Annotated in this window: 18 protein-coding genes; 15 read left to right on the forward strand and 3 right to left on the reverse strand. The window is 46.8% G+C overall.

The window, feature by feature from the left end:
* Positions 1-23 precede the first annotated feature (23 nt).
* Both DCM90_RS00890 and DCM90_RS00895 read left to right on the forward strand, forming a co-directional pair.
* Positions 24-1250, forward strand: coding sequence for a CDP-glycerol glycerophosphotransferase family protein (locus DCM90_RS00890; protein ID WP_109249477.1), 1227 nt, complete (start codon positions 24-26; stop codon positions 1248-1250).
* Positions 1243-2175: a deoxyribonuclease IV gene (locus tag DCM90_RS00895; RefSeq protein ID WP_109249478.1), complete on the forward strand. Its 933-nt coding sequence runs from the start codon at positions 1243-1245 to the stop codon at positions 2173-2175. The genes DCM90_RS00890 and DCM90_RS00895 overlap by 8 nt, the downstream gene beginning before the upstream one ends.
* A gap of 98 nt (positions 2176-2273) precedes the next feature.
* Here DCM90_RS00895 and DCM90_RS00900 read toward each other — a convergent pair whose 3' ends face one another.
* Positions 2274-3101, reverse strand: coding sequence for a pyruvate, water dikinase regulatory protein (locus DCM90_RS00900; RefSeq protein ID WP_109249479.1), 828 nt, complete (start codon positions 3099-3101; stop codon positions 2274-2276).
* A 183-nt stretch (positions 3102-3284) separates the two neighbouring features.
* Between DCM90_RS00900 and rpsU the strand changes: the two genes are divergently transcribed.
* From rpsU to DCM90_RS00965, 13 genes are all read left to right on the forward strand, one after another.
* A complete protein-coding gene (gene rpsU, locus DCM90_RS00905) occupies positions 3285-3470 on the forward strand; it encodes a 30S ribosomal protein S21 (RefSeq protein ID WP_109249480.1) in 186 nt (61 codons plus the stop codon).
* Between the two features lie 63 nt (positions 3471-3533).
* Entirely contained in the window at positions 3534-3980 is a 447-nt protein-coding gene (locus tag DCM90_RS00910) for a GatB/YqeY domain-containing protein (protein ID WP_109249481.1), read from the forward strand.
* Between the two features lie 163 nt (positions 3981-4143).
* The gene (locus DCM90_RS00915) at positions 4144-5127 is read left to right on the forward strand and encodes a PhoH family protein (protein ID WP_109249482.1); all 984 of its coding nucleotides are present in this window, start codon (positions 4144-4146) and stop codon (positions 5125-5127) included.
* Positions 5128-5130: 3 nt separating this feature from the next.
* Positions 5131-5631: an rRNA maturation RNase YbeY gene (ybeY, locus tag DCM90_RS00920; RefSeq protein WP_109249483.1), complete on the forward strand. Its 501-nt coding sequence runs from the start codon at positions 5131-5133 to the stop codon at positions 5629-5631.
* The gene (locus DCM90_RS00925; RefSeq protein WP_109249484.1) at positions 5597-5998 is read left to right on the forward strand and encodes a diacylglycerol kinase family protein; all 402 of its coding nucleotides are present in this window, start codon (positions 5597-5599) and stop codon (positions 5996-5998) included. The genes ybeY and DCM90_RS00925 overlap by 35 nt, the downstream gene beginning before the upstream one ends.
* Before the next feature lie 16 nt (positions 5999-6014).
* Positions 6015-6929: a GTPase Era gene (era, locus tag DCM90_RS00930; protein WP_109249485.1), complete on the forward strand. Its 915-nt coding sequence runs from the start codon at positions 6015-6017 to the stop codon at positions 6927-6929.
* Between the two features lie 21 nt (positions 6930-6950).
* Positions 6951-7727, forward strand: coding sequence for a DNA repair protein RecO (gene recO / locus DCM90_RS00935; protein WP_263852049.1), 777 nt, complete (start codon positions 6951-6953; stop codon positions 7725-7727).
* 287 nt (positions 7728-8014) lie between these two features.
* Positions 8015-8947: a glycine--tRNA ligase subunit alpha gene (gene glyQ / locus DCM90_RS00940; RefSeq protein ID WP_109249486.1), complete on the forward strand. Its 933-nt coding sequence runs from the start codon at positions 8015-8017 to the stop codon at positions 8945-8947.
* Positions 8947-11022 (forward strand): glycine--tRNA ligase subunit beta, encoded by a 2076-nt coding sequence (gene glyS, locus DCM90_RS00945; RefSeq protein WP_109249487.1) that lies wholly within the window; start codon positions 8947-8949, stop codon positions 11020-11022. Before glyQ ends, glyS begins: the two co-directional genes overlap by 1 nt.
* Positions 11023-11168: 146 nt before the next feature.
* Positions 11169-13034 carry a DNA primase gene (gene dnaG, locus DCM90_RS00950; RefSeq protein WP_109249488.1) on the forward strand — a complete coding sequence of 622 codons (1866 nt, stop codon included), beginning with the start codon at positions 11169-11171 and terminating at the stop codon, positions 13032-13034.
* A gap of 16 nt (positions 13035-13050) precedes the next feature.
* On the forward strand, positions 13051-14187 hold the full coding sequence (gene rpoD, locus DCM90_RS00955) for an RNA polymerase sigma factor RpoD (RefSeq protein WP_109249489.1): 1137 nt from the start codon (positions 13051-13053) through the stop codon (positions 14185-14187).
* Positions 14188-14523: 336 nt separating this feature from the next.
* Complete coding sequence (locus tag DCM90_RS00960; RefSeq protein ID WP_109249490.1) at positions 14524-14964, forward strand: universal stress protein; 441 nt, start codon at positions 14524-14526, stop codon at positions 14962-14964.
* 118 nt (positions 14965-15082) lie between these two features.
* On the forward strand, positions 15083-15529 hold the full coding sequence (locus DCM90_RS00965) for a universal stress protein (protein WP_109249491.1): 447 nt from the start codon (positions 15083-15085) through the stop codon (positions 15527-15529).
* 139 nt (positions 15530-15668) lie between these two features.
* Here the strand turns inward: DCM90_RS00965 and DCM90_RS00970 are convergent, their stop codons facing one another.
* Positions 15669-16514 (reverse strand): hypothetical protein, encoded by an 846-nt coding sequence (locus DCM90_RS00970; protein WP_109249492.1) that lies wholly within the window; start codon positions 16512-16514, stop codon positions 15669-15671.
* A 171-nt stretch (positions 16515-16685) separates the two neighbouring features.
* The gene (gene apf / locus DCM90_RS00975) at positions 16686-17474 is read right to left on the reverse strand and encodes an aggregation-promoting factor (protein WP_109249493.1); all 789 of its coding nucleotides are present in this window, start codon (positions 17472-17474) and stop codon (positions 16686-16688) included.
* Positions 17475-17590: the final 116 nt, after the last annotated feature.

A 17590-nucleotide genomic window follows, 5' to 3' on the forward strand; every position in this document is an offset into this window, starting at 1 on the left:
CAAGCGAAGGGAGTGGTTTGGTTGTGACGAGTCTTAAGGAAAAACTTGTCCAATCAATTAAACTCATCATTCGCGGTGGGCTCATCGTGCTAAACGATGGGCTTATTTTATTCCCCGTAAAAAAACGGCGCATCGTGTTTGAGAGTTTTAACGGTAAGGACATTAACGATAATCCGGCGGCAATTTATCGCCAACTGGTTAATTCGAATTCCCAGTACCGGGAGACGGCATACTTTAGCGTTAAGCCAAGTGTTTATGCGGACCTCGTGCGACAGTATCCGGAGATAAAGATTGTGAAACGGTTTCACCTGAAGTGGGTGTTTTTAATGGCCCGAAGCGAGTTTTGGGTGTTTAATTCCCGACTTCCTGGCTGGTGGAAAAAGAACCGGGACACCCGCTACCTCCAAACGTGGCATGGTACCCCCCTGAAGAAACTAGCGGGAGACATCGCAACCGTTGCAATTCCTGGCACGACCACGCAACAGTACCACCAAGACTTTGCCACCGAGGCCAACCGGTGGGACTACTTAATTGCCCCAAACCCGTACTCGGAAACGATTTTTCGGCGGGCATTTAAATTTCATAATGAAATTCTGGAAATTGGTTACCCGAGAAACGATGTCCTCATTACGCAGGATCGGCCGGATCGGGTCGGAGAATTAAAGTTGAAATTAGTGGGGAACGACCAGGCGACCGTTATTTTATACGCGCCGACTTGGCGGGACGACGAGGCCATTAGCGAGGGCCGATACCAGTTCGACTTACCGTTTGACCTGGCCCGGTTTTTTGACCACGTTAGTGAGGACACGGTCTTAGTGATTCGGCCGCACTACTTAGTTCGTGATCGTATTGATATTTCGGGGTATGAAGATCGAGTCAAAGTATTGGCAGATGAAGACATCTCTGACCTCTATCTGATTGCCGACCTGTTAATCACGGATTATTCCTCCGTGATGTTTGATTACGCGAATTTAAAGCGGCCAATGCTATTTTACGCGTACGACCTAGAGCACTACCGTGATGAACTGCGGGGCTTTTACTTTGATTATGAGGAACATGTTCCGGGTCCGTTAGTTACGGCTGAACCCGCGTTGTTGAAGGCTCTTGATGAATTTACCGCAACCGGTAACTTTAAGGCGTACCGTTCCAAACAGCGGGCGTTTTACGAGCAATTCTGCTGCTGGGAAAAGGGAATGGCCAGCCAAGCAGTAGTTGATTTAATCCACGATAAGGAGAGGGAAAATGACTGAATTATTAATTGGATCCCACGTTAGTATGAAGGGTAAGCCGATGCTGCTAGGTTCAGCAGAGGAAGCCGAATCGTTTGATGAATCCACCTTTATGGTTTATACGGGGGCTCCGCAAAATACAAGACGAAAACCCATTTCAGAATTAAATGCGGCCGCCGGGCAAGATTACATGAAGGAACACGGAATTGAGTCCGTCGTGGTTCACGCTCCCTACGTCGTCAACTTAGGGAATACCTATAAACCCGAAAACTTTAAGTTTGCGATTCAATTTTTAACGGAGGAGGTCCAGCGGGCTCAAGCGATTGGAGCCCAACAAATCGTCCTCCACCCGGGTGCTCACGTGGGGGCCGGAGATGAGGCCGCCCTAGATAAAATTATTGAGGGGTTAAACCGAATTCTTACCCCAAATCAAACCGCACAGATTGCACTAGAGACCATGGCTGGCAAGGGAACTGAAGTGGGGCGGACCTTTGAACAATTAGCCACAATCATTGCCGGCGTGAGCGAAAATGATAAACTGAGTGTGTGCTTTGATACTTGCCATACGAGTGATGCTGGTTATCCAATTAAGGATGATTTTGACGGGGTGCTGAATGAATTTGACCACGTCGTTGGATTGGATCGGTTAAAGGTCATCCACCTTAACGATTCCAAAAATGACCAGGGAAGTCATAAGGACCGGCACGAAAACATTGGGTACGGGACCATCGGATTTGATACTTTAAACCAAATTGCCCACCATCCCCAACTTCGCGCCGTCCCTAAGTTAATGGAAACACCGCTAATCGTTACGGACGCCGACAAGAAAACGAAGGTAAATCCCCACGGCTATGAAGTGGCCATGCTAAGAAACGGTCGCTTTAACGCTGATTTAAGGTCAGATGTTGCAGCGGGGGTTCCCGTAGAGGCTTACTTAAACCGCTAGACTAAATAAGCAGCGCAGCCTAATCCGATCGTTTGATCGCATCAGGCTGCGCTGCTTATTTTTGTTAGGAAAGGTCACTAGTGGTCAATATCGTTTGATTACCGGTCGAATTCATGGGAAATGAGCTTTGGATCGAGGCTTTCCATAATAATCGTAGCGGTTTCTTCAATTGATTTATTTGAAACGTCAATCACTAAGCAGCCAATCTTTTTATAGATTTGATCCGCGTAGTCCAGTTCCTCTTGGATTTTGTGGGTGTCTGAATAGGCACTTTCCACGGGGAGACCGTAAGAAATCATGCGTTCCTGCCGGATCTTTCTCAGGAGTTCCGGCCGGTTGGTTAACCCAAAGATTCGGTTGGGGTTCACCTCCCAAAGCTCCTTTGGAACTTGGGTCTGGGGCGCAAGCGGTAAGTTAGCGACTTTGAGGTTGCGGTTAGCTAAGAAGAGGGAGAGGGGCGTCTTCGAAGTTCGGGAAACCCCAAGAATGACAATGTCCGCCTTTAATAAACCAGCCGGATCCTTGCCGTCATCGTACGCCACCGCGAATTCCATGGCCGCAATCCGGTCAAAGTAGGTGTCGGTGAGGTTATGGACCAAACCTGGGACGCTTTCGGGGACTTCGCCGGTCAAGGCTTGAATGGTATGCATGGCGGGTTGAAGACAATCAACTTCGGCTAAATGATGCTCCCTGGCAAAGGTAATGACCAGGTTACTTAAGGCCGGATCGACTAAGGTGTGAAATATCAGTGCCTGCTTTTGGCCTGCCAGTTTTAAAATACCGTTTAGAATGGACGTTGTCTGAATAAACGGAAACCGTTGAAAGTTGACTTTTAGGCTCGGAAATTGAGATAGGGCCGTCTGGGCGACGGTTAAGGCGGTTTCGCCACTAGAGTCTGAGATAACAAAGAGATCCAACTGTTTCATGGGGCACACCTCCGTAGGATAATGACTTAATTCTAACCCGATCATGAAGTTCATTCAAATTTATTTGGCGGGATTGTTGACGAAAAAAACGGCTTTATGTATAATTAAAAAGAACCGCTACGCAAGACGTATAAAAATAACTTGTCTTGCGTACAACTTGAGCTCGGAGGGAGGGAATGTAACATGGCAAAGACAGTCGTTCGTAAAAACGAATCTCTTGACGACGCTCTTCGGCGCTTCAAACGTACGGTTTCAAAAAGTGGGACATTGCAAGAATACCGCAAACGCGAATTCTATGAAAAACCAAGTGTAAAACGTAAGTTAAAATCAGAAGCTGCTAGAAAACGTAAGAACAAGCGTCGCTTCTAATTAAGGAAAGCTCCTGTTTACAGGGGCTTTTTGTTTTAATCAATTAAATAGTGGGGTGCAGTGATGAGTCAATTACAGGATCAATTAACGGCGGATTTAAAAACGGCCATGAAGGCACACGATAAGATGTCGTTGAACGTCATTCGGATGATTAAAGCGGCCATTCAAAACGAACAGGTTAAGGTCGGCCACGATCTGACCGAAGACGAAGAAATTGCAATTTTAAACCACGAGGTTAAGACCCGGCAGGAGTCAATCAATGAATTTCAGGCCGGCAACCGACAGGATTTAGTTGACGCCACCAACGCAGAACTTGAAATTGTTAACCGGTATGCGCCAGCGTTAATGACGGCGGATGAAGTTAACCAGGTGGTAGCTGAAACGATTGCCCAAGTAGGTGCAACTGGCAAGGGTGATTTTGGCAAGGTTATGGGTGCCGTAATGGGTAAAGTGAAGGGCCGTGCAGATGGCAACATGGTGAAGTCTGCCGTTCAAGCACAGTTAGTGTAAGGATTAGAAAGGGAGTTCAGTCTAACCAGAAGTGGTGGGCTGAACTCCCTTTGGTTTAAGCCCGTTAGATGACTGCTTAGCCGTGATATTACTGTCTTAAACGGGAAAGTTATGCTAAAATTAAATGGAATAAAATCTATTTAAGCAAAGGAGTCAAACGTATTTGACTGAAGCAATGATCGAAAAAGAATATGTTTTGAATCACCCTGCGGATGAGGCTAAACTTCTTGGGGTTCAGGATCAGTACGTTAAGTTACTGGAAGACGGATTGAACGTCAGTATTCATGCGTTTGGCAATTCGATTAAGGTGGCGGGAACGGCACCGGCAGTTAACCAAACCATTCAGATTTTTACGAGTATGAATCGGCTTCTGCAACGGGATGTCCACGTTAGCGCTGCCGACGTAATTTCAGCCGTTAAAATGGCTCAAAAGGGAACCTTAGACTACTTTGAGGACCTTTATTCCGAGACGTTAATTCGGGATAATAAGGGGAATTCCGTTCGGGTAAAGACGGCCGGTCAACGGGAATACGTCGCGGCGATCAAGAAGAATGATATCACGTTTGGAATCGGGCCTGCCGGAACGGGAAAAACCTACTTAGCGGTGGTCATGGCGGTGGCTTCCTTAAAACGGGGCGACGTTGAAAAGATTATTATCACCCGGCCAGCAGTTGAAGCTGGTGAAAGCCTGGGCTTTTTGCCGGGTGATTTAAAGGATAAGGTTGACCCCTATTTAAGGCCCATTTACGATGCGCTGTACGCCATTCTAGGGGCGGAACACACGAAGCGGCTGATGGAGCGCAACGTCATTGAAATTGCGCCGTTAGCTTATATGCGGGGTCGTACACTCGACAACGCCTTTGTTATTCTGGATGAAGCCCAGAATACAACTAACATGCAGATGAAAATGTTTCTCACCCGGTTGGGATTCGGCTCAAAAATGATTGTGAACGGTGACGTTTCACAGATTGATCTGCCCAAAAGCCAACGTTCTGGGTTAATCCAGGCCGAACGAATCTTACAGAATTTAGCTAAAATTGCATTTGTGAACTTTAGCTCAGATGATGTTGTTCGGCATCCGGTAGTTGCCCGAATTATTAATGCTTATGAACGATACGATGAGAACCAGCAAAAGGAGTCCCACTAAGGTATGGAGTTAGAAATTTTTGATCAAACTGAGCAAACGGTCCCCAGCGAGCAGCTGGACCTGGTCCAAAACATCCTTCAGTACGCTGCTCAAGTGTTAGATCTGAAGGGAGACACCGAAATGTCCGTAACGTTTATGAACAATGCGGCAATTCAGGTTCTGAACCGTGATTATCGCGGAGTCGATCGGGCAACTGACGTCATGAGTTTCCCGATGGATGAGGAGGATGACGGCGAAATGCCCATTCTAATGGATGAGGAGCTAGCCGATGCCTTACCCGTCAACCTCGGGGATATCTTTGTGTCCATTGATAAGGTCGGGGAACAGGCCGACTATTTGGGGCATTCCTACGACCGCGAACTGGGTTTTTTAGTGGTACATGGCTTTTTACACCTGAATGGATACGATCACATTCAGCCCGAAGACGAACAAGAGATGTTTAAACTGCAAAAGGACATTTTAGATAATTATGGACTCAAACGAGAAGAAAACCCAAACAACTAAAAATCATACGTTTTGGCAATCCTTTTGCCATGCCAAAGATGGCCTAGTTGCGTTATACCAGACGGAACGCAATTTTCGTAAGCATACCCTGGCCGCTATTCTTGCTATTGGGATCGGTGTTTGGTTACACTTAACGATGAACCAATGGTTATGGCTGCTTCTGGCCATTTTTTTAGTCTTCATTTCAGAAGCGGTCAATACGATTGTGGAATCTATTGTTGACCTACTCGTGGGCCATCAGTTTGACGGCCTAGCTAAAAAAGCCAAGGATGTTGCAGCCGCTGGTGTTTTGATGGCCGCAGCATTTGCGGTAGTTGTGGGCCTGCTGATTCTTGCACCATCCATTTGGAACCTGCTGCAAAAGTAGAAAGGGGAGTATCAATATGCAAAATCCAGATAATCCAGAGTACAAATCCGGTTTCGTCGCTTTAATCGGGCGGCCTAACGTTGGTAAATCGACCTTCTTGAACCGGGTAGTGGGCCAAAAGGTTGCGATCATGTCGGATAAGCCGCAAACCACGCGGAATAAGATTCAGGGCATTTATACTACGGACGACGCCCAAATTGTATTCATTGATACACCAGGAATCCACAAGCCCGATAATAAATTGGGGGACTTCATGGAAAAGTCTGCACTCTCAGCTCTTCAAGAGGTGGACGCCGTTTTATACATGGTCAACGCCACGGAACGCCGGGGGGCTGGTGATAATTTCATCATTGACCGGTTAAAAAAGGTCACCCAGCCAATCTATCTCATTATTAATAAGATTGATGAAATTCATCCCGATGAGTTATTGAACGTGATTGACCAGTATAAGGATGCCCTGCCATTTAAGGATATTGTGCCAATTTCAGCCCTGCAGGGGAATAACGTCGAGGATCTGTTGCAAACGATTATCGCGGGACTGCCAAACGGGCCCCAGTACTACCCGGATGATCAAGTAACGGACCATCCTGAACGGTTTATTATTCAGGAATTGATTCGGGAAAAAATCTTTCAGTTAACCCGGCAAGAAATCCCGCATTCTGTGGCCGTGTACGTCGAACACATGGAACATAAGGATGAAACACACTTGGATATTGAGGCCACAATTATTGTGGAACGTCCCGGTCAAAAGGGAATTATTATCGGGAAGGGTGGGAGTATGCTGAAAAAAATTGGCACACTCGCCCGGCAAGATATTGAAAACCTTTTGGGTGACCATGTTTACTTGAAACTATGGGTAAAAGTGGTACCCAATTGGCGGGATAAAGCTTCGCTGCTATCGAGTTACGGGTATAAAAAGGATAACTATTAATGGCGTAAAGGGGGCGCTTTTGTGGCAATTTTTCACAACGAGGCCTTCCACGGGATTCTGATGCTTCGCCGGGATTATGCCGAACGTGACTATCTCATTAAGTTTTTAACGGCGGAATTTGGGAAAAAAATGTTTCTCGTCCGGGGAGCTAAAAAACGGGGCTATAAGATGGCGGCAGATATTTTACCGTTCACCATTGGCGAATACGTTGGCGACATCAGCGATGACGGACTTTCTTATATTCGGTCGGCTCGGGATACCACCCAGTTTTTAGGAATTTCGACGGATATTTTTAAGAATGCCTACGCAACGTACATTATGTCGTTGATTGACCTCGCGTTTCCAGATGGTCAGCCCGTTGGCCAGTGGTATGAACTGGTTGCCCGGGCCCTTGAATTAATTGATCAGGATCAAAATCCAGCGATTATTACGAACGTTATCGAACTCCAGCTTTTACCAACCTTTGGTGTCGCTCAGGAATGGCGGCAATGTGCGGTGTGTGGCCGCACAGACCTGCCGTTTGACTACTCAGAAAGTTACGGGGGATTGCTGTGCCAGGCCCATTGGTCATTAGATCCACATCGCCTTCATTTAGATGCCCGAACCATTTTCTTTTTGCGCCAACTTTCGGCCGTCAATTTGAACCAGGTCGGACATATTGATATTAAGCCGGCAACCCAGAAAAATTTACGGCGGGTTTTAGACTTGATTTATAACAATGCCGTTGGGGTTCACCCAAAGGCCAAACGGTTTATTGACCAGATGGCTTCCTGGGAGGGCCGCTTAAAGAAAAAGTAGTCCGCCCATTGACAATCCGGGGCGGGATGCTATGATTATAAAGGTAATTAAATATAAACGACGTAGATGAATGATAACCAGTTCAGGGTATCCTTTAGCGAGCCTGGAATAGTGAAAGCCGGGTAGGAACTGAACTGGGTGGCGCATTCGGAGTCTGTGTGAACTAAGCAAGCTGCTGATGAAAGTCAGAAGCAGGGTGGAACCGCGAATTTAACTTCGTCCCTGCACGAGAGGTGGAAACTAATCTCGTGTCAGGGACTTTTTTGTGATTAAAGGAGGAAATTAGTTTGGCTAATAAATTATCCGTTCAAGACATTATTATGACGCTGCAGAAGTATTGGGCAGCCCAAGGTTGTATGATTATGAACGCCTACGATACGGAAAAGGGAGCTGGTACAATGAGTCCCTATACGTTCCTACGGGCAGTTGGACCAGAACCTTGGAATGCGGCATACGTGGAACCTTCCCGGCGGCCAGCGGATGGCCGGTACGGTGAAAATCCCAACCGGTTATACCAGCACCACCAGTTCCAAGTTGTGATGAAACCATCACCAGACAACATTCAGGAACTCTATTTAAGCAGCCTGGAAGAATTAGGTATCAACCTCGCCGATCATGACGTTCGGTTTGTTGAGGATAACTGGGAAAACCCATCCATGGGGTGTGCCGGTGTTGGTTGGGAAGTTTGGCTCGATGGAATGGAAATTACGCAGTTTACCTACTTCCAGCAGGTTGGTGGGTTAACGATGGATCCTGTCATGTCTGAAATTACCTACGGGCTAGAACGACTCTGTTCATACGTGCAGGATGTCAATTCCGTATACGACTTAGAGTGGGCTGATGGCGTTTTATACAGTGATATCTTTCGGGAACCTGAGTTTGAACAGTCGAAGTACAGCTTTGAAACGAGTACGCAGGACATGTTGCTTCGTCATTTTGATGATTATGAGGCTGAAGCCAAGAAACAAATCGCGGCCGGCCTTGTGCACCCGGCTTACGATTACACCCTCAAGTGCAGCCATACGTTTAACCTCTTAGATGCACGTGGGGCCGTATCGGTTACGGAACGGGCTGGATACATGTCCCGAATTCGGACGTTAGCCCATTTAGTTGCTCAGGGCTTTGTTAAGGCACGGAAAGAACAAGGTTTTCCACTAGTTAAGGACCCTGCCATTCGAGCCCAGCTACTTGCTGATGATGAAAAGGAGGCCGCTAAATAATGGCACATACATTTTTACTTGAAATTGGTTTAGAAGAAGTTCCCGCCCACGTTGTGACGCCTTCCATTAAGCAATTAGTAAAACGGGCTGGTGACTTTTTGAAGGATCAACGGTTAGCGTATGAAACGATTAAGCCGTTTTCAACGCCCCGTCGGTTAGCGATTGAAGTAACTGGGTTAGCGGATAAACAGGAGGATATTTCTGAATCCGTTAAGGGCCCGGCAAAGAAAATTGCTCAGGATGCTGACGGTAATTGGACCAAGGCGGCAATCGGGTTTACTAAGGGCCAGGGACTTAGCGTCGATGACATTACCTTTAAGGAAGTTAAGGGCACTGAATATGTTTACGTGGATAAGTTCACGGCCGGTAAAACAGCGGGTGAAGTTCTTGAAGGAATGAAAGAAGTCGTCACCAGCATGACCTTCCCAACTATGATGAAGTGGGGAGTGAACCATTTTGATTACATTCGGCCCATTCGTTGGCTAGTAGCAATGTTAGACGGTACGATCATTCCATTTAACATACTGGACGTCCAGACGGGGAATACAACCCGTGGTCACCGATTCTTAGGCCATGAAGCCATTCTTAAAACGGCAACCGACTATGAGGATGCGCTGATGTCCGAGTATGTCGTCGTCGATGCCGCTAAGCGGAAACAGATTATTATGGACCAAATTAACCAAATTGCTAGTGACAATGCGTGGTTGGTTAACCCCGATCAGAGTTTGCTGGAAGAAGTTAACAACCTCGTGGAATGGCCAACGGCATTTGCCGGGGCCTTCGACAAGAAGTACCTGACCATCCCGGAAGAGGTGTTAATCACTTCAATGCGGGATCACCAACGATTCTTCTACGCTCGAAACCAGGCGGGCGAGTTAATGCCAAACTTTATTTCCGTTCGAAACGGAACGGACCACATGATTGAAAACGTGGTGGCTGGAAACGAAAAGGTATTAACGGCGCGGTTAGAAGACGCGATGTTTTTCTATCAGGAAGACCAAAAGAAGACCATTGATGACTACGTTAACCGGTTGGACGGTGTGAGCTTCCACGATAAGATCAGTAGTATGTACGATAAGATGATGCGAACTAAGGCAATTGCGAATGTTCTCGCCGATAAGTTTGGCTTGAGTGAGCAGGAACGAGCAGACGTTAACCGGGCGGCTGACATCTATAAATTCGACTTAGTTACCGGGATGGTCGGTGAATTTGCTGAGTTGCAGGGAGTAATGGGTGAAAAATATGCTTTGCTGCAGGGTGAAACCACTGCGGTTGCCCAAGCCGTTCGTGAACACTACCTCCCCATTTCGGCCGATGGTGATTTGCCAGAGTCAACGGTGGGGGCGGTTTTAGCCGTTGCGGATAAATTTGATAGCATCCTTGCGTTCTTTGGTGCAAACATGATTCCGAGTGGGTCAAACGATCCCTATGCACTTCGGCGTCAGGCAACCGGGATTATTCGGATCGCCCGCGAGCATCACTGGCACTTGCCAATCAACACGTTACTTCCGGAGCTGGTTAGTGCGGAGGACGCCGCAGAGGTAAACTTGACGTACGATCAATTGGATGAAGTTCCCGCAATTTTGGACTTCTTCCGGGACCGGGTGGCTAAGATGCTGAAAAATGACGGGGTCCGCCATGATATTATTGATGCCGTTACCGCGGGATCCAACTCAGATATTTTAGACCTGTTTGAGGACGCCCGGATTTTGACTGCCCACCAGGACGATGCTAACTTTAAGGCGGTAATTGAAGCTTTAACGCGGGTCATCCGAATTTCAAAGAAGGCCGATCAACGGGTAGCAGAGCAACGGGTTAATCCCGAGTTGTTCGAAAACGAGGCTGAAGCAGCCCTCCATGACGCCGTTCAGACGTTACCTAAGGCGGCCGAAAATGGGTTATCTACCCTCTACGAGGCATTAGCAGCCCTTCAACCAATAATTGATCACTACTTTGACGATACGATGGTGATGGCAGAGGATGAGGCGGTTCGGAATAATCGGTTAGCGGAATTATCTCAGCTAGCAGTATGGACTTATCCGTTAGGCGACCTCGATCTTTTAATCGTTAAGTAATCGTTACTAAAAGGTTGGACTTTTCAACCGAACGTGTTATTATATATAGTGTATTTTTACGCAGTTAACTAAAAGTCGCACTTTCGTATCCGGGGTGCGGCTTTTAAAGACTTATGGATAGAACCAGGAACTAAGGGGGTGACGCAATGGCACGATTACCCGAAACCGTAATTGAGGATGTTCGTCAGGCAACCAACATTGCAGATTATATTGGTCAATACGTCCAACTGAGAAAACAGGGTCAGAATTTATTCGGTTTGTGTCCCTTTCACGAGGAGCGGACACCGTCATTTTCTGTTTCAGAGGATAAGCAAATTTTTCATTGCTTTAGCTGTGGCCGGGGCGGAAACGTCTTTAAGTTCGTTATGGAACTTGACCACCTTAGTTTTCCGGAGGCCGTTTTAAAGGTCGCCGATTTTAGTCATGTCACGTTAGACGAAAGTTATCGACCTAAGGAAACGGGCCCAAGCGCTTCAAGTGAAACGGGCCAGTTAATGGCACTTCACGAGGATGCGACTAAGCTATACCACCATGTTTTAATGAACACGGAGGCGGGCCAATCCGCCCTGGACTACCTGCACGGCCGGGGGCTGACGGATGAAACAATTGAGACGTATCAACTGGGGTTTGCCCCGGCAGAACGCCTGTTAAAACCGTTTGTTGATCAGCGGCAACTGGACTACCAACTCTTACGCAAATCCGGTCTCTTTATTGAGAGCCAAACGGGTGACCTGCGGGATCGGTTCGCTGATCGGCTGATGTTTCCCATCCGTAATAGTAGTGGCCGGGTAATTGCCTTTTCCGGGCGGTTATTAGAATTAATGGATGGCCAACCGAAGTATTTGAATAGTCCCGAAACCGAACTCTTTAGCAAGCGCAAAACGGTGTTTAATTTTGACCTTGCCCGTCCTGAAATTAGAAAAATGGGTGCGGTCATTCTCTTTGAAGGGTTCATGGATGTTATTTCAGCCCATCAAGCCGGTGTATTAAACGGGATTGCTTCCATGGGGACGAGCCTGACTAAGGAACAAATCTATACGCTTGAGCGAGTAACGGATCAATTATTAATTTGCTACGATGGCGATATGCCCGGTCAGAAGGCGACTTCTAGGGCATTACAGTTGATTGGTCAGCAAAGTCAACTCAAACTCGGTGTCATTCAAATGCCCGATGGATTGGATCCCGATGAATACCGGCAAAAGTACGGGGCTGACAAGTTTCAGGCCGTAATGACTTCGGCGAAGGAAACACCCGTCGCCTTTCAAATGCGGTACATGAGGCATGAGCACGCCCTCAATACGGAAGCTGATAAGTTAGCGTATTTAAATGAAATGACGGATGTGTTAACCACCGTTAAGTCACCCGTAGAATTAGATTTATACTTGAATCAATTAGCAACGGAGTTTCACGTTTCTCCCAGTGATCTACGAACTCAGGTGGAACAAAGCCGGCGCAAAAAGAGTGCGGCGGGTGAACGGCAACGCCCAAACCAGCCCGTCAGTCCGGTCCCGCCTGAACCGCCCGCAGATCCGGCTCCGGTAACCGTTCATCAGCAAAATCGGCCGTTGAATGCCCTGGAACGAGCGGAAAAATCACTCCTATACTGGATGCTGCACGAGAACCGGGTGTGGCTTAAGGTGACCACCGTCAATGGATTCTGCTTTGTGCACGAAGATTACCAGTTGATTTTTACCCTGGCAGAGGGGTACTTTCAAACGCACGGGCATGACGCTTATCAGCCCTCACAGTTTACGGATTACCTGCATGATGATAGTCTTTCCCGGTTGGTAATTGGGTTAGAACTGATGGATATGCCGACAGCCGTAACGGATGAGGAAGTTGATGATTATGTTGCTGAACTAATGAATCGAGCACCATTGAGTCAGCGGTTGAAACAAAAGAAAGCCGAGTTAGCGGAGGCCAACCGAGTTGGTGATACTGAACGTCAAACGGGCTTAGTAATGGATATTATTAAATTAGAACAGCAACGCCAACAGCGACAACAAGCTTGATCTAGGGGGTATTTTAATGGCAACAAAAAAGACCACAAAGACTGCAGCACAAAAGACGGAAGATAAAAAGGTTTACAATAAGGCGTTACGGAAGTTTATCAAGGACCATAAAAAAGCGGGGTCCACAACTTACGATGAATTAAGTACGACGCTCGCCATTCCATTTTCACTTTCTTCAGCTGACGTTGATAAACTCCTTCAAAAAGTTCAGGATGATGGAATTTCTGTTTTAGATGAAAACGGCGATCCAGATCCCCGGGCGTTAAAGGCCACCGAAAAGGTCACCAAGAAGGAACTGAAGAATGCTTCTTCGGCCTCCGGTGTTAAGATTAATGATCCGGTTCGGATGTATCTGAAGGAAATTGGCCGGGTAGATTTGTTAACGGCCGATGAAGAAGTTGCGTTAGCCCTTAAAATTGAACAGGGTGACGAAGAGGCAAAACAACAGTTGGCGGAAGCGAACCTTCGGCTGGTTGTTTCAATTGCTAAGCGGTACGTTGGCCGGGGCATGAGCTTCCTCGATCTAATTCAAGAGGGAAACATGGGGCTGATGAAGGCCGTTGAAAAGTTCGACTACCGAAAGGGATTTAAGTTCTCAACGTACGCAACCTGGTGGATTCGGCAGGCCATTACCCGGGCGATTGCGGATCAAGCCCGGACCATTCGGATTCCGGTTCACATGGTTGAAACCATTAATAAACTCATTCGGATTCAGCGGCAGCTCCTCCAAGACCTAGGTCGGGAACCGACTCCTGAAGAAATTGGGGCCGAAATGGATATGACGACCGAAAAGGTTCGTGATATCTTGAAGATTGCTCAGGAACCCGTTTCCCTTGAAACGCCAATTGGTGAAGAGGATGATTCCCACCTGGGTGATTTCATTGAGGATACGGATGCCACGAGCCCCGCAGATCACGCCGCATACGAACTCCTGAAGGAACAGCTGGAAAGCGTTCTGGACACGTTAACGGATCGGGAAGAAAATGTTTTACGACTTCGGTTTGGGCTAGATGATGGTCGAACCCGGACGCTTGAAGAAGTCGGAAAAGTCTTTGGGGTTACCCGTGAACGGATTCGTCAAATTGAGGCGAAGGCCCTGCGGAAGTTACGGCATCCATCACGAAGTAAGCAATTAAAGGACTTCTTGGAATAGAAGACTAACTTAGATGAATAAAGGCGTTTAACCTACGGAGACGCAGACCAAAATTCGGTGAATCTGAATCGAATTTTGGTCTGCGTCTTTTTGATTGCTCATAATATTGAATTAAACTCTGATGGGTTTTCAATGGGAACTTAAAATTTCATCGCGGATGAAAGCTTTAGTCATCTGATGGGTGCCCCGGTCGAGAAACGGTATTGCGGTTCGTTAAGGGTTTAATGAGAGTTTACTAAAAAAATGCTCATATGTGTCTGAAAACGTTTACACTAAAGCTTTAATCACGTATACTGAACTTAACGAGAAGAATACGGATAACTGGAGGAATGGCTTATGTATAAACGAATTTTAGTTCCACTTGATGGTTCGCATAACGCAGAATTAGCATTGAAGGACGGAATTGCATTGGCCTCGAAGTTTTCAGCCAAGCTATTTTTGTTGGCGGTAGCGGATACTCCCCGGATTGTCGCTTATGGGGTTGGACTAGGGCCTAAGTCAAACTTATTTGATGACGTGACTGATCGGGCCCAAAACCTGTTAGATGCTGCACAAAAACAGGCGGCCCAGAGCGGCGTCGATGCTAAAACCATTTTGCGGGACGGCAACCCTAAGTCCGTCATTGCACATGATGTTCCCGAGGAAGAAAAGATTGATCTCATTATGATTGGTAAATCAGGTCGGGATGCACTTGAACGATTCTTAGTGGGTTCAACGACGGATTACGTGGTCCGCCACGCTAAATGTGATATCCAGATCATCCGGGATCGCGATTAATTGTGATTAAAATGCGAAGATTATAAACAAAAACAGTGAATTTGTACATTTATGTGGGAAAATCGGTTATACTATCTGTGTTGAATAAGTAAACGCTCACAGACAGGAGGAACTAATGATGTATGATAAGATTTTAGTACCTTTAGACCAGTCTCATAACGCTGACTTAGCTTTAAGGCATGCCATTGGGCTAGCTAAGAAGTTTGATTCCAAACTGTACCTGATTAACGTGGTGGACACGGAACGCATTGCCATGTACGGGACGGGAATGGGATACGTTGATTTAACCCAGGATTTACGCAAACAAGCAAAGGAATTACTCGCAAACCGGATGGAGGAAGTCAAATCAGCCGGGGTTGCCGGTGAAGCCATCCTTGAAAGTGGAAATCCAAAGGCAACCATTGCAAAGACCGCACCAGCCCGTTACGATATTGACTTGATCGTCATGGGGAAGTCTGGTACCGACGCTCTGGAACGGATCTTTATCGGATCCACCACCGCATACGTGGTTCGGCATACCGATACCAACGTATTAGTCATCGCTGATGACGGCGAGGATGAGTAGGTGGGCAAGCCGGATTCCAATTAACTGCGAGTAATTGAATCAATTTTCCGAAGCGGGCTGGAAAGCCCGCTTTTTTGGTGACAAAAAGGGATCAACTGGCCATCCGCTTGAGACAGGCAGTTGATCCCGAATTGTGTTTTTAACGGGTTTCGGCAATGGGGGTAAAAAAGAACTGATTCCCCAGTTGATAGAGGCTATAGTAAACATTTTGGTGGTCGATTCGGGACTGACTGGATTGATACTGAGGCTGGTGGAGATCCTTAAGGGTGATTTGGTATTTTTTTGGCCCCGTTTGATTAATCCGTTTGAAACCAAGGCCAGAAATCTTTTGGCCCGTATAAAAGTAACGGGTGTTGCTCACCCGTTTGGTCCGGTTAATTTTCACTGAGTCAGAGGGTTTTTGATACATGTCCGGGTGGTTAATTTCATGATCAGAACTGTTATGAACCTCTATGTAACCGTCTGACGTAATCTGAATGGTGTACGGGGAACGAATTAGGTTGGAGTTAACTTTCTTAATGGCACTTTTCTGACCGAGATAGAGATCACCGCGACTCCAAGTGGGTAAGTAATCCGGGGTCTTAACCCTGCGAAACGCCTTTTTATTGGTTGTGGTCGCTTGAATAACGGTTTCTCCCCGGTCTAACGGGGCCTTTAGAACGGAGTAACTGAGGGTGTACCCTGTTAACCGAAGCACGGAAGTTGAACTGCTGGGTTCTTTCTTTTGGGCCGCCAGAATGGTCCCCTTAGGGAGGCTAAGTCGTTTAACTACGGCGTGACCAAAAAAGTCAAAGGAGTAGTAGGTCGCCTTAACGGTCACTTTTTGGGTCGTTTGGTAGTAGACTTCGGTGTTTAAATCCGTTTGATTGACGGAGGTCTGATTAATTTTGACACGAGTTTGGGCACCGGCTGATACCGGTGAAGTAAAAAACGGTGTTATAGTGGTGGCGATGAGTAGGATGAGGGTCAGGCCCTTTTTGAACATAGTCTTAAATCCTTTCGGGTGACTCATTTGAATTTTATATCGTACATAGTATAACATGTTGAGATCAGAAAATTAGCTAATTTAAAATAAACCCCCGTTCCAGACCACTAATTATTGGCCTGGAACGGGGGTTAACTTTTTTAGAGTGAAATTAAGGGGTGGGATTAAATCTTAGTACCAACCATTGGATTCCCAGAAGGATTTAGCGTTGGACCATGATCCGTAACGGGAAGTCACGTAGCTATTTGCAACCTTTTCTTGGTTTGAAGCGGAGTAGTCGCCGTTTAAGTAGGACGAGCTTAATTGGTATTTCCCAATGTATTGTCCGTTGGTTGCGGTGTATGAACCACCAGATTCCTTGTTGGCAATCCAGGCCTTGGCCGATTCCTCGGATGAACTTGAGGTCGAAGTACTTGTTGCCGTTGAAGAAGTAGTTGCAGTGGTACTCTTAGCCGTGGTAGTGGCAGCAGAGCTCGAAGCAGCTGAGGAAGTTGTTGTGGCAGTCGAAGTTGCAGCGGCTGAACTTACAGGAGCAGAACTAGTGGCCGTGGAATTAACCGCAGAACTAGTTGAATTGGAACTCACTGCTGGCGTTGCTGCTGAACTCGAAGCGGTTGTCGACTGCTTGCTAGTTTGACTGACGGCTGACACCGGAGCAGAACTAGCTTGTGTTGTCGTTGCAGCTGATTGCGTTGTTGATACGGTGCTAGTGGTTGCAGCGGCATCACTAGTTGGGACTTGAAGCTGTTGACCAACGTAGATAAGGTCATTCGTTAAGTTGTTGGCTTTTTCAATTCCAGTAATGGTTGAGTGGTAGGTTGTCGCAATTTCTGAAACGGTATCACCGGACTTAACGGTTACCGTTGTATCGGCACTGGCTGAACTAGTTCCAATAAATAGAGTTGCGCCTAATACGGCAGCGGTTCCTAATGTTGATGCAATGACTTTGTTCATCTTCATAAAAATAGTTCCTCCTAATTGGTCGACTTCGGTTTGAATTGCTTAACTTGATGGTTTAAAGAATACACGGCCAATGTTACTAAGTAATTGACGTTGTGTTGCAAACAGATTAAAAA

This window comes from Levilactobacillus bambusae, from assembly GCF_003124125.1.
Lineage (GTDB): Bacteria > Bacillota > Bacilli > Lactobacillales > Lactobacillaceae > Levilactobacillus > Levilactobacillus bambusae.

Coding starts and splice junctions, on each gene's coding strand:
- DCM90_RS00970 (WP_109249492.1), bottom strand. CDS start 16,514: ATGTTCAAAAAGGGCCTGACCCTCATCCTACTCATCGCCACCACTATA.
- ybeY (WP_109249483.1), top strand. CDS start 5,131: ATGGAGTTAGAAATTTTTGATCAAACTGAGCAAACGGTCCCCAGCGAG.
- DCM90_RS00900 (WP_109249479.1), bottom strand. CDS start 3,101: ATGAAACAGTTGGATCTCTTTGTTATCTCAGACTCTAGTGGCGAAACC.
- dnaG (WP_109249488.1), top strand. CDS start 11,169: ATGGCACGATTACCCGAAACCGTAATTGAGGATGTTCGTCAGGCAACC.
- glyS (WP_109249487.1), top strand. CDS start 8,947: ATGGCACATACATTTTTACTTGAAATTGGTTTAGAAGAAGTTCCCGCC.
- DCM90_RS00895 (WP_109249478.1), top strand. CDS start 1,243: ATGACTGAATTATTAATTGGATCCCACGTTAGTATGAAGGGTAAGCCG.
- era (WP_109249485.1), top strand. CDS start 6,015: ATGCAAAATCCAGATAATCCAGAGTACAAATCCGGTTTCGTCGCTTTA.
- rpsU (WP_109249480.1), top strand. CDS start 3,285: ATGGCAAAGACAGTCGTTCGTAAAAACGAATCTCTTGACGACGCTCTT.
- DCM90_RS00910 (WP_109249481.1), top strand. CDS start 3,534: ATGAGTCAATTACAGGATCAATTAACGGCGGATTTAAAAACGGCCATG.
- DCM90_RS00960 (WP_109249490.1), top strand. CDS start 14,524: ATGTATAAACGAATTTTAGTTCCACTTGATGGTTCGCATAACGCAGAA.
- rpoD (WP_109249489.1), top strand. CDS start 13,051: ATGGCAACAAAAAAGACCACAAAGACTGCAGCACAAAAGACGGAAGAT.
- DCM90_RS00965 (WP_109249491.1), top strand. CDS start 15,083: ATGTATGATAAGATTTTAGTACCTTTAGACCAGTCTCATAACGCTGAC.
- DCM90_RS00925 (WP_109249484.1), top strand. CDS start 5,597: ATGGACTCAAACGAGAAGAAAACCCAAACAACTAAAAATCATACGTTT.
- apf (WP_109249493.1), bottom strand. CDS start 17,474: ATGAAGATGAACAAAGTCATTGCATCAACATTAGGAACCGCTGCCGTA.